At 36.0% G+C, this 12620-nt stretch carries 14 protein-coding genes and 1 pseudogene; 8 read left to right on the forward strand and 7 right to left on the reverse strand.

The annotated features are described in order from the left end of the window. The 7 genes and pseudogenes from V5M36_RS15435 to V5M36_RS15465 all read right to left on the reverse strand — a co-directional run. A complete protein-coding gene (locus V5M36_RS15435) occupies positions 1–696 on the reverse strand; it encodes a metallophosphoesterase family protein (protein WP_338560589.1) in 696 nt (231 codons plus the stop codon). Beyond that, positions 696–1373, reverse strand: coding sequence for an SDR family NAD(P)-dependent oxidoreductase (locus V5M36_RS15440; RefSeq protein WP_338560591.1), 678 nt, complete (start codon positions 1371–1373; stop codon positions 696–698). The genes V5M36_RS15435 and V5M36_RS15440 overlap by 1 nt, the downstream gene beginning before the upstream one ends. Then, on the reverse strand, positions 1370–2494 hold the full coding sequence (gene pseG, locus V5M36_RS15445; RefSeq protein WP_338560593.1) for a UDP-2,4-diacetamido-2,4,6-trideoxy-beta-L-altropyranose hydrolase: 1125 nt from the start codon (positions 2492–2494) through the stop codon (positions 1370–1372). The genes V5M36_RS15440 and pseG overlap by 4 nt, the downstream gene beginning before the upstream one ends. Continuing rightward, positions 2467–3153, reverse strand: a complete 687-nt coding sequence (gene pseF / locus V5M36_RS15450; RefSeq protein ID WP_338560596.1) for a pseudaminic acid cytidylyltransferase — start codon at positions 3151–3153, stop codon at positions 2467–2469. Before pseF ends, pseG begins: the two co-directional genes overlap by 28 nt. Next, a complete protein-coding gene (gene pseC, locus V5M36_RS15455) occupies positions 3150–4310 on the reverse strand; it encodes a UDP-4-amino-4,6-dideoxy-N-acetyl-beta-L-altrosamine transaminase (RefSeq protein WP_338560598.1) in 1161 nt (386 codons plus the stop codon). The genes pseF and pseC overlap by 4 nt, the downstream gene beginning before the upstream one ends. Further along, positions 4311–5309, reverse strand: a complete 999-nt coding sequence (gene pseB / locus V5M36_RS15460; RefSeq protein WP_338560600.1) for a UDP-N-acetylglucosamine 4,6-dehydratase (inverting) — start codon at positions 5307–5309, stop codon at positions 4311–4313. A 279-nt stretch (positions 5310–5588) separates the two neighbouring features. Next, positions 5589–5813: pseudogene (locus tag V5M36_RS15465) on the reverse strand (Vi polysaccharide biosynthesis UDP-N-acetylglucosamine C-6 dehydrogenase TviB); the annotation flags it as partial. A gap of 390 nt (positions 5814–6203) precedes the next feature. Between V5M36_RS15465 and V5M36_RS16155 the strand changes: the two are divergent. The 8 genes from V5M36_RS16155 to V5M36_RS15500 all read left to right on the forward strand — a co-directional run bounded on the left by V5M36_RS16155 (position 6204) and on the right by V5M36_RS15500 (position 12527). After that, entirely contained in the window at positions 6204–6305 is a 102-nt protein-coding gene (locus V5M36_RS16155; protein WP_445206287.1) for a transposase family protein, read from the forward strand. A gap of 42 nt (positions 6306–6347) precedes the next feature. Beyond that, positions 6348–6560, forward strand: coding sequence for a transposase family protein (locus V5M36_RS15470; protein ID WP_338560602.1), 213 nt, complete (start codon positions 6348–6350; stop codon positions 6558–6560). A gap of 146 nt (positions 6561–6706) precedes the next feature. Further along, complete coding sequence (locus tag V5M36_RS15475; protein ID WP_338564268.1) at positions 6707–6829, forward strand: hypothetical protein; 123 nt, start codon at positions 6707–6709, stop codon at positions 6827–6829. 270 nt (positions 6830–7099) lie between these two features. Beyond that, a complete protein-coding gene (locus V5M36_RS15480; protein WP_338560604.1) occupies positions 7100–8194 on the forward strand; it encodes a polysaccharide biosynthesis/export family protein in 1095 nt (364 codons plus the stop codon). 1 nt (position 8195) lies between these two features. Further along, on the forward strand, positions 8196–8624 hold the full coding sequence (locus tag V5M36_RS15485; protein ID WP_338560606.1) for a low molecular weight protein-tyrosine-phosphatase: 429 nt from the start codon (positions 8196–8198) through the stop codon (positions 8622–8624). A gap of 19 nt (positions 8625–8643) precedes the next feature. Beyond that, entirely contained in the window at positions 8644–10845 is a 2202-nt protein-coding gene (locus tag V5M36_RS15490; RefSeq protein WP_338560608.1) for a polysaccharide biosynthesis tyrosine autokinase, read from the forward strand. A gap of 239 nt (positions 10846–11084) precedes the next feature. Beyond that, complete coding sequence (locus tag V5M36_RS15495) at positions 11085–11792, forward strand: FKBP-type peptidyl-prolyl cis-trans isomerase (RefSeq protein ID WP_338560611.1); 708 nt, start codon at positions 11085–11087, stop codon at positions 11790–11792. Between the two features lie 45 nt (positions 11793–11837). Further along, on the forward strand, positions 11838–12527 hold the full coding sequence (locus V5M36_RS15500; protein ID WP_338560613.1) for an FKBP-type peptidyl-prolyl cis-trans isomerase: 690 nt from the start codon (positions 11838–11840) through the stop codon (positions 12525–12527). The last annotated feature ends 93 nt before the right edge of the window (positions 12528–12620 follow it).

Below are 12620 nucleotides of genomic sequence, written 5' to 3' on the forward strand. Positions count from 1 at the left end.
CTACCTGTTCATTATTTTCCAAAGATACTCTAATTGCGTATCTTTAGACTTTGCCGTCTTTATTATTTCAGAGTGATCAAAAGCTATATGTTTAAATCTAGTAGTAAAATTTTTAGTATCAATAATTGCATAACTAGCAAGCCCCCCAATATCACGTGGTTGCCCAACAGAACCAGGATTAATCATAATCTTATTTTCATGAACATGTATAAAAGGATAGTGGGTATGGCCAAATATAGTAACATTACTGTCTGAATAGTTTTGTTTGATACGCTCAAAACTAGCATCAGGATAAAGATAATCATTAGTATCCTGAAAGCTCCCATGCGACATATAAAATGTACACCCGTCAATATTTAACTGTTTATATTCAGGCAATGCTGTAAGCCATCTTATATCATCACCACTAAGACTCTCGTGACAAACATCATAACCAGAACCATATTTTTTGCGATAAAACTCAGCTTTTTCCTTTGATAATAATGTCTCTAGGAGGATATTTTCATGATTCCCTCTTATACATATAACTCTATTATCATTACGTAAAAGTTTAACCACTTCTTTAGGCCAATAGTAGTAACCTATCAAATCACCAGCGACTAAAATAAAATCAATTCCCTCTTTATTTAAATCAGCATAAACGGCATTTAATGCAAAAATATTTGAATGAATATCAGAAATTAAAGCAACTTTCATTATAGAGTTCCTTTAATCAATTCACATATTTTTTTTGCAACTTCATCGGGAGAGACAAGTTTATTAGACCCTTTAAATCTTTGAAATAGCTCAACATCTGGCATTCTATCTTTAGAGGACGATCGGATTATAGTTTGCATATCTGTATCCATAACTCCGGGATCATAGTGAATAACATCTACATTTTTATTTTCTTCTGCAATAACATCAAAAGCCATTTTTATAGCAGCTTTACTTGTACAATATGAGAGCCAACCTTTTATTGGACGTGAAGCAGCCCCTGATGTAATATTAATAATTAATAAACTAGCTCCTATACGTTGAGTTTCAAGAGCTAAATATTGAGCTAATACGAAAGGCGCTTTAAAGTTAACATTGAATGGGACATCCATTTCTTTTAAAGAAATATTTAATGTTTGTGAAATCGGCTCAATGACACTTGCATTATTAATAAATATTACTAGTTTCGTCTCTTCAATTAAGTTAATTTTACTAGCATCTATAATCTCTTCTGAGAGGTCTATCTTCAAATAGTCTATTGATGGATCAGCAATCAAATTAGAAAATTGTCGAGAAATAAATACTTTTTTATCTTTTGAATAGTCATTTCCAGATAACTCCTTACTTAAAGATTTACCTAGACCTCTCGTAGTCCCAGTCAAAATAAAAGTATTCATAATAAAACCTTAATTTTATCTACAACTTTTTTACACCCCAATCCATCAACAACACTTATTGAATTTTCAATAAGCTGTGGCAGGTTTCTTTTTGCATATTCAAATTTAGAGTTCAAAACCTTACTGTTTATACTATCCTCTAATCTACATAAAATAGCGGCCCCACACTTCTCAAGAATATGAATTACCTTTTTTTGATTTTCCGCTAAACAAATGACTATACATGGCAATCCCAAACAACACCGTTCCCAAGAAGTAGAACCAGCCGCCCCAATAGCTAAATCACTTTTTGCCATTAATTCAGCCATATTATTTACCCCCACCACAACTTCAGTTGTCCAAGGCATATCTTTAGCTTGTTGACACACCTCTTTAATCCATGGTGCAGTCCCACCCATCACCACTGTAATTTTTAATTCAGAAGGTAAAGAGCATTGCTTAAGTGCTGTGAGTATTTTGCTCGTGATATTGTCTTTATCTACCCCTCCTAAGTTAATCAACAGATGTTCTAACTGCCCATACACTCGGCGTTCAAGGCTGTAATCACGCCACTCTATGAACTCAGGACGTAATAAAGCATATTCAGCACCACACAAAATTTCACAAGAAGTCAAAACTCTCGGGAGGTAATCCTTTAAATCTCGCCCCAATGTCTGGTCTAATAACAAGTCACAATCATGCTGACGGTCAGCTAAATCATCAATAATCATTACTTTTTTGCAATATGGACGCAATGCTTTTTCCCAGCGTATATCCAAAGCATAATGATCAACAACCAACCATTCTGGCTTTAATTTTTCGACAATAGGAATGCATAAACTCGAATCTTCTTTTTGGGTTGTGCCTAACCAAGAAGCATGCGCAAGGTCAATCGCATGGTTTTGAAACTTAGTTTCTTGAGATAGATCCATATAGGAGAGTACATCAACATGATAGCCTCGTTGCATAATTAGACCAATTAAATTTCCAGGATGCTCACGGCAAATAAAATAGCATTCTGCCCCCTGATTTTTCAAAGCATCGGCTAAAGTGAGACACCGCATGACATGCCCTGTACCGATTTGGATAGAGGCATCTACTCGAAAGACAATTTTCATCGTTGCATTGCTTTGAATAACCATTCAGCACGATTCCAGTCTTCCAGCGTATCTATGTCTTGAACTCTATATCTTGGGAGAATAACTGGCGTAGACTCTGATCCAAAAATAACCTTTTCAGACATCCAAGCATCTACTTTTCCCCAATAAAACTGACCCGCATCATGATAGGCTTCTTCTAAATCTTGCGAACGTGTCTGAAAGTGCTCTGGTAAAAACATTTCAACATTATTATCTTCAGTAATCCTAATAGCTCGTTGAATTGGAAAAGCATAAGATGTCACTGTAAAGGCATAAGATGCATTATTTTGCTCAAGTTGAGCTAGACCACGTTGAATATCATATGCACTAACAAAAGGAGCTGTTGCATATATACAGCAAACTAAATGAGGAGCTTGCAAATTGTCAGTCAGCCACTGAATAGCTTGTTTGATCACTGGTATAGTACCTACATGATCATCTGATAATTCAGCGGTCCGGATAAAAGGCACTTCAGCACCATATTTTTTTGCAATCTCAGCAATCTCTCGATCATCTGTTGAAACGATAACACGATCAAAACAATTACTTTTTAAGGCAGCCTCAATAGACCAAGCAATCATCGGCTTACCAAAAAAATCTTTAATGTTTTTCCGTGGTATTCGTTTACTACCCCCTCTTGCTGGAATGATTGCTATCTTCATCCTAACAGCACCTTCTTCAAAATGCGAACCACTTCATCCTGTTGATTTTTAGTTAAATTTGAAAACATAGGTAAGCTAATTGCTTCGTTGTAGTAAAGCTCTGCTTGAGGGAAATCCCCCTTATTAAAGCCCATTCTTTGATAGTAAGGCTGCATATGCACTGGGATGTAATGCAAATTAACTCCGATACCAGCTTCGCGGAGCTCTTCAAATACTTGTAAGTGGGTCTTATTAATTTGATCTAAACGTAGGCGAATAACATATAAATGTAGCCCCGAATAACTGTCAGGATGTTGCAAAGACAAGGTTAATGGCAAATCTAAAAGCAACTCATCATAGCGTTGAGCAAGTACATGACGCTGAGCAACAAATTCATCCAAACGTTGCATCTGACTGATACCCAACGCAGCCTGAAGCTCAGTCATACGATAATTGTAACCTAACTCGACTTGCTGATAATACCAAGGCCCATCTGGATCATGAGTCATTAGACCAGTATCACGGGTCACACCATGACTGCGATATAAGTTCATCTTTTCAGCCAGTAAATCATCGTTAGTCAACGTCATACCACCTTCGCCAGTTGTGATAATTTTAACTGGATGAAAACTAAATACCGTGATATCGCTGTAATGACAATTACCAATAAATTCATTTTGGTATTTGCCACCAATCGCATGCGAAGCATCTTCGATAACGCTAAAATTATACTTTTCAGCCAGTGCATGAATGGCCTGCATATCACAAGGCTGTCCACACAAGTGAACAGCAACAAGCACCTTTGGTAACTTACCATTACGTTCAGCTTCGACAAGCTTCGCTTCTAACGCTTTGGGACAAAGGTTGTAGGTCGCAGGATCAATATCAACAAAATCTACTTGAGCGCCACAGTAAAGACCGCAGTTTGCGGAAGCGACAAAAGTTATTGGAGTAGTCCAAAGCCAATCTCCATGCCCCAATCCTAGAGCTAGGCATGCAATATGCAAAGCACTTGTTGCACTATTGACTGCTAATGCATGCTTAGCACCCACATGTTGTGCAATAGTTTGCTCAAATGCAGGAACTTTCGGTCCTTGAGTTAAAAAGTCAGACTGTAAAACCTCAAGTACTGCATCAATATCTTGTTGAGATATATCCTGACGACCATACGGAATCATTTAGATACTCCCGATTTTTTCACGGTTAGTTTCAATCCAATCTTGTAAATCAACGTCACTCATCCACTCTGTATTGTTATCGCTGGCGTAGACAAACCCTTCAGGTACTTTTTTACCGTCTTTAATGCGTTTTGGACAAGTTGCCCATTGATTAATGGTAGGTAGAATTTTAAAGTGCTCCGGATACTCATAGGTGTAATAAGCATCTTCTGCGCTGATCATTTGCTCATGGAGCTTTTCGCCTGGTCGTATACCGATGACTTCTTGTTTGGCTTCAGGTGCAACAACGCGAGCTAAGTCAGTCACTTTCATTGATGGAATTTTTTTAACATAAATTTCACCTCCGATCATATCATCGAAGGCATGCCAGACTAGATCAACAGCATGTTCTAATGAAATCATAAAGCGAGTCATGCGGTTATCGGTAATAGGTAACACACCTCTATCTTTAATTGACATAAAGAATGGAATTACAGAGCCACGTGAACCCATCACATTACCATAACGCACGACTGAAAACTTAGTACCATGCTCGCCAGAGTATGAGTTACCAGCAACAAATAATTTATCAGAAGCAAGTTTGGTAGCACCATATAGGTTAATTGGGCTACTGGCTTTATCAGTTGATAGTGCCACGACACCTTTTACACCTTTATCAATACAAGCATCAATGAGGTTCATCGCACCATTAATATTGGTTTTTACGCATTCAAAAGGATTATATTCTGCTGTTGGAACGATTTTAGTGGCTGCAGCATGTACAACATAATCGACCCCATCTAATGCACGATAAAGACGCTCTTTATCTCTTACATCACCAATAAAAAAGCGAACACGATCATCACCTTGAAACTTTTTAGCCATATCCCATTGCTTCATTTCATCACGTGAAAAAATGATAATTTTTTTAGGATTGTATTTAGCAAGCGTCATTGGCACAAAGGTGTTCCCAAATGAACCTGTACCACCGGTGATAAGAATTGTTGAACCTTCTAACATCATTTCCTCGATTTATCTAGTATAAATAATTATTAAAGTCTTAAAACTGCTATTTGTTTATCTAAAATATATTTTAAATCATATAAAATCTATCACTCTTTACTGAATTTCTCATACTATTCAATTAACATTTCAATAAATTAGTCATGTGCTACTGCCAATTCAGTGGCATCGCATTTCACATAACAAAGTTCAAAAATAGGAGCTAAGCCATATTTTGACTCAATATATTGAGCATTTACTCATGGATCATAGATATCTAAATCTAACTCATATTCTTTTTAAATCTTCTAAATTTACTGAATAACTAAGTTGATTTGCTTGTTTTAAATCGTTCGGTGAAACTTCTAAAGGCTAGTCTTGACCACTTTTTATTTCATCAATCAATTTTTGATCAATATCAAAGCCCACGACTGGTACTTTACTTCCAAATCCAAGCGCTAAAGGAAAACCGACATATCATAGATCAATTACAGCAGTCTTGAGTTTATAAAAAGTTAGCATTTTGATCATTGCTTATCTGCATTAACTAAAAAATGAATAAATTATATCAGAAAATCCAGCTTTTCCTGATATAATTATATATAATAATCAATTAAAATCTAGCAACAATTTTTTAAGAGATATAGTCTTAGTGAAATTATAATAAATCTCTTTCATAACTCAAAAATGGTCACTTTTTTTGTGATTATATGTCCGCTTCACTTTGTAAGATTGATGCATAACTTCAATATAAATATAAAATATATCGACTCTAAAAGCTTTCTGACTCGCAGTTTAAGCGTTAGACAGGCACCTCATATTCAACTTTTTATTTAACGACTGAGCTATTGAAAATAGCATTTACCGACTCCTGGTAGATCTGCTAAATTAAGCTTAGAAGATCAAGTTCTTTTGAGTCTAAGATATTGGCGTGAATATCAAACCTTATTTCATGTTGCGACTAGTTATGGTGTTTCAGGACCGACGGCTTCAAGAATTATTCGGCATGTTTAAGACTGCTTAATCCAGTCTAATCTTTTTAATTTACCGAAGGATTTGCCTGAAGGTGAGGGCATTGATTGGAATGTTGTCATTATCGATGTAACAGAATTACCCACTCAAAAGCCTAAAAAACAGAAGAAAAGCTATAGCGACAAAAAAAAGACGCATACTTTTAAAGTACAAGCGATGATTCATGCTAAAACACGAGAAATACTCAGTTTATGTATGTATAAAGGTGCAGTAAATGATTTTGAGTTATTCAAATGAAACTTAAATTTATTTCCTAAGCATTCATTTGTATTAGCGGATAAAGGTTATCAGGGTATTCATAACATTTACGCAAACAGTTTGCTTCCGTTGAAAGCAAAAAAGGCTGCACATTAGATCCTGAGCTTAAAAAATACAATCGAAAAATCAATAAAAGAAGAATCGTTATTGAACATGTTTTTGGTACGCTGAAGCGTTTTAAAATATTTATTGAACATTACCGAAATAGAGGAAAAAGACTTGGCTTGAGGTTCAGTTTAATTGCTTGAATTTACAACATGGAATTGAGTGAAAAGTGACTTATGAAAGAGGTCTAATATCAAAAAAATTAGATCAGTTGAAACTCATTTTAATAAGTTAAAGAGATCTTTATAAACTGAGATAATATATAAACTTTATCCTTATTTTTTTATCACTACCAAATATACTACCTAACTAACTTAACATTAAAATATATGCATTTAGATAAATTTAGCATAGAATTCTAAATTCTTATAAATGCTAAGTTACAGTACAATATAATTTAAAGGGTTTTGATTGTGAAGTTTCAACACACGTCTATTTTTTTAATAATAGCACTTATTTTTTCAGGCTGTGCGACAACTTCTGGCCTTCAAACTTACGATATCCCTAATGAAGGTACTTATGAAACAGAACAAGGCGCCCATTTAAATGTGGTCCAGGTGACTCAAGAAAATATTCCCTTGATCACCAATCAAACACAACTCCCAGCCTCTCAAATTTCACATTTATTCCAAAGTAAACAAACCACTTATCGTTTGGCTGCTGGAGATGTACTTTCTATCCAACTTTGGGCTTACCCAGAAATTACACCGCCAGTGACAGATTCAGGCAATGCTCGTGCTTTAGGCTACACCATAGATTTTAATGGTAATGTTTACCTCCCATTAGTCGGTCAACTAAATGTTGCAGGTAAAACGCTTTCCGAAGTCAATCGACTGTTGAGAAGCAATTTCTCAAAATACTTAAAACATCCAGATGCTGTTGTTCGAGTCATGGCTTATGAAGGACGCCGATATTTTGTTAATGGTCAAGTGCTTAGAAGTGGACAATATACGTTAAATGATCAACCTGTAAGCCTATATACTGCATTAAGTATGGCCGGTGGCATCAACCCTGAAACTGGTGATAACACCAATATTCAGTTGGTCCGTGATGGTCAGACCTATGCGCTCAACTCTCTAGAATTAGAAAAAATAGGATTTTCACTGCATAACTTACTGATTCAACCCAACGATACGATATTCATTAATGCTAAACAAAACCAAAAAATTTACGTGATGGGTGAGTCGAATAAAAGCCAAGGCCTTGAAATACGTGATCAAGGCATGACCCTCAGTGATGTTCTGGGTGAAAGTCAAGGCATCAATCCACTGTCTGCGAGTGCTGCACGGATATTCGTCATGCGTACAAATTTAGATACTAAAAGTTCAACGGTTTATCATCTTAATCTGAGTAGCCTGGGCAATTTAGCTTTAGCCAATCAATTCAATATGCAAAAAAATGATATTGTATATATTGATGCGACTGGATTAACGCGCTGGCAGCGTGTGATTAACCAGATTATTCCTTTTTCCGGTCTTGTTAATACAGCCAATAGTTTAAGCAATTAATATGAAAATTCAGAATATCCTTGTGGTTTGTGTAGGTAATATTTGTCGTAGCCCAATGGCAGAATACTTGCTTAAACAACAACACCCAGAGTTAGCAATTGATTCAGCGGGTTTATCTGCGATGACTGGACATGCAGCGGACGATAAAGCCATTGCGTGTATGGACAGTTTAGACATTGATCTGCGAACGCATATTGCCAAGCAAATCAATGCCGAGTTAATAAAAAAATCAGAATTGATCTTAGTAATGAGTTCAAATCAACAAAAACATATCGAACAGACTTGGACTTTTTCCAAGGGTAAAGTTTTTCGTTTGGGACACTGGCAAGGAAGAAATGTGCCCGATCCGTACCAACATGATCAAGCTTTTTTCGAAGAAACGTGTCGTAACATTCAATCCTATGTTGCGGATTGGAAATCACATATTTAAATTTATTTAGTAGTTTTTTATGAAACAAAATTCAACAACAAATGACGACACCATTGACTTAAAAGCGTTGTTTTTTTCACTGATTTCTCAGTGGAAAATCATTGCCCTGTGTATTATTCTTGCTTTAATTTGCGCTCTACTCTATTTACGGGTGACGATACCGATTTACTCTACAGATGCCATGGTGCAAGTCGAGGAAAGTAAAGGTGCTGGAGCAGCGGCATTACTTGGAGACCTCAGTAAAGCAGCCCCAGGTGGTCTAGGTGGAAAATCACCTGCCTATGCAGAAATAGAAATATTAAATTCTCGTATGATTTTAGGAAAAGTCATACAAGATTTAAGACTCGATATTCGAATTCAAGATAATGAAGATACTCTGTTTGGTCGGGTTATTGAAAAAAACAACAATCAAGTCAATTATTTTAATCATTTAGTTCAATTTAAAAATAAAAAAACTGAATTTGTGATTAAGCATTTTGATGTGCCCAACTATTATTTTGATAAACCGCTTAAGTTGAACTTTATCGAAGGACAAAAGTTTAATTTAAGTTTTAAAGACCACATTGTTTTTGAAGGTTCGTTCAATCAATTAAGCTCCCATCAAGATCAATATGGACAGTGGAAAATTGAAATATTCAACAAAAAACCTTTTGCAAAAAGCTTTACAATCAAGAAGCTTTCTGTTCCCGCTGCAGTACAACTCGTTAAATCAAACTATAGTGTTGCAGAAAGAGGAAAACAGTCGGGTGTCATTGGTCTCAACTATAATGGTCAAGATAAAAACCATATTACTGATGTGTTGAATCGAATATTAACGGTTTATCATGCTCAAAATATTGAACGTAAAAGCTTAGAATCTAAACAAACCTTAGGCTTCTTAGACAAACAACTGCCAGAACTCAAAAAACAATTAGAAGTCTCTGAAATTAAGTTTAACCAGTTCCGTGAAAAATATAATACGGTAGATGTTACTCAAGAATCTGAGTTAATGCTTAAGCAAAATGTTGAGCTAGCAAAGATAAAAATTGAATTGCAACAACAACAAGCAGAACTTGGATCTAAATATACTAACGATCATCCACTCATGGCAGCGATCAATGCTCAACTGGCAGAAATCGACCAAAAAACTGCAGAGATGATGCAAACTATCAAAAAGCTTCCTGAAACACAGCGATTATATTTACAACTCTATCGTGATGTAAAAGTAAATAATGAACAATATACGGCACTCCTCAATAGCTACCAGCAATTAAAAATCGCTGAAGCGGGTGAAATTGGTAATGTGCGCATTATTGATTATGCTATTGAACCTGTTCAACCGATTAAACCTCGCTCACTTATCGTACTAATACTTTCAATCTTTGTGGGCGGTTTTATTGGTGTACTTATTGCTTTAATCAACAATTTATTAAGGACAGGCATTAAAGATTCTGCACAAATTGAAAATGAGTTGGATTTACCTGTTTATGCAACCGTGCCTCGCTCTCCAAAACAAGAAAGTCGTATTCAATCCTTAAAAAAGAAGAAAAATATTCCTATTCTTGCGCTTAAAAATAGTGATGATATTGCGATTGAAAGTTTACGCAGTATGCGTACAGCCATTCAGTTTGCGCTCAGTGCGGCTAGAAATAATATCATTATGATTTCAGGACCTTCACCTGAAGTCGGTAAGTCATTTATTTCGATTAACTTGGCGACTATTTTGGCGCAAAGCAATAAGCGTGTTTTGATTATCGATGCAGACTTACGTCGCGGTTACTTACATAAGTATTTTAATCTTGAGGTTACACCCGGGTTATCAGAATATTTAAATAGCCAAAATACATTACTTGATATTATCCGTGAAACTGAAGTTTCTGGTTTACATGTGATGAGTCGAGGTAAAAGCCCAAACAACCCATCTGAAATGTTAGGTTCAGATAAATTTAAGTCATTACTTGAAGAACTATCAACTCAATATGATCATGTGATTATTGATACGCCTCCCGTATTGGCCGTGACGGATGGTATTATCATTTCTCAATTCACAGGGGTGAATTTGGTTATTGCTCGTTATGCAAAAACACAGATGAAAGAACTTGAATTAACAGTGAATCGTTTTGAACAAGCCGGTGTCAAAGTGAATGGCTTTATTCTGAATGATATTCAGCGCGGTTCTGGTGGTTATAGTTATGGCTATAATTACGCTTATGCTTATAAAGCATCTAAGGATCAAGATTAAATAGATCTTTCGCACTTAAGCTAACATATTCAAATTAAAAGCCAGATTTAGATCTGGCTTTTTTCAATATAAACAAAGGTAATTTTGAGATAAGTGATTATCTACTCATCTATTTCATTGTTTATTTTTAGTTGATTTCATAGCATAAGTCTATCGTTTCTGAACAGGACGTTATATGCTGTTGAGGGATAGCTATATCAAAAAATAGCACATTTAAGATTAAAAAATTGGGAAACCTCATGAGTAAAGCCTTACCCATTGCAGTTGCAGTTATTCTAGGCGGTGCTGCACTTGTACCTGTTTATTACGCAACACAAAATCCAGCAGATGCGTCTAAAAGCTCAGTGAGCAAAAATGCATCTCCTGTGGAAAAAATTAGTTATGCACTTGGTTATGAAGTTGCAAGTCAGATTCCTCCTGAAGTTGAACTTGATACTTTTATTAGCGGTATTCGTGACTCAAAAGCAAAAAAAGAACTGGCATATACGGATGAGGAGTTACAAACCGCTTATCTTGAATTTCAAAAGCAAATGCTCGAAAAGCAGACTCAAGAAACGAAAGCAGTCGATGATCAAAATCAAAACTTCTTGACTGATAATGCCAAAAAAGAAGGTGTGAAAACTACAGCTTCTGGCTTGCAATATAAAGTAACTCAAGCCGGTACAGGCAAACAGCCGACAACAACGTCTGTAGTGACAGTGCATTACACCGGTAAATTGTTAAACGGCAAAGTATTTGATAGTTCAGTCGAACGTGGTGAACCGATTGAATTCCCACTGAATGGTGTAATCCCTGGTTGGACTGAAGGTTTACAACTCATGAAAGAGGGTGGAAAAGCGACTTTATACATTCCTGCTCAGTTGGCATATGGTCAACAAGGTGTACCCGGTACCATTCCCCCAAACAGCACGTTGATTTTTGATGTTGAGTTAATTAAAGTCAACTAAATCAAATAAAAGGAGAGCTTAGCTCTCCTTTTTTGGATATATTATATGAAAAAAATAGTATTAAGCTTTACCATAATAGCCCTCGCTTCGCATAGCTGGGCTGCGAGCGTAAATAATAAAAGTCCTGAAAAAGATCAACTCGGTTATAGTTATGGTTATGTCATGGGACGTACCAATGCGGACACATTGAAAGATCTCAATATTGACGCTTTTATTCATGGTCTTAAACAAGGTTCCGTCGGTCAAAAATCGAGTTTGACTGATCAAGAGATGGCTCAAGCCTTGTCTGAATACAAAAAACGTAATGAATCCAAACAACTTGAGCAATTCCAAGCCTTAGCGAATGAAAACTTAAAAACGGGTGAGGCTTTCTTAAAATCGAATGCGCAAAAAGCAAGCGTAACTATCCTACCGAGTGGCTTACAGTATCAAGTGGTACAAGCTGGTCAAGGTAAAACGCCCAAAGCAAGCTCAAAAGTTAAAGTGAATTATGAAGGTCGCCTAATTGATCAAACTGTTTTTGACAGTTCGATTGCTCGGAACCAACCTGTTGAGTTTCAAGTGAGTCAAGTCATCGCAGGCTGGACTGAAGGTCTACAACTCATGAAAGAAGGCGCAAAATATCGCTTCTTTATTCCAGCAAAATTAGCTTATGGCGAAATCGGTTCAGGTGACTCGATTGGTCCAAATAGTACGCTGATTTTTGATATTGAATTATTAGAAGTCAAACCTTAATTTTTATATTTGTGCTTTTCTCATATTCTGGTTTTTAGATTTTAGAACTCAAAAAAACATCGCAAGCGCGATGTTTTTTATTTTGAGAATATC

This window comes from Acinetobacter sp. KS-LM10, from assembly GCF_036896575.1.
GTDB lineage: Bacteria > Pseudomonadota > Gammaproteobacteria > Pseudomonadales > Moraxellaceae > Acinetobacter > Acinetobacter avistercoris.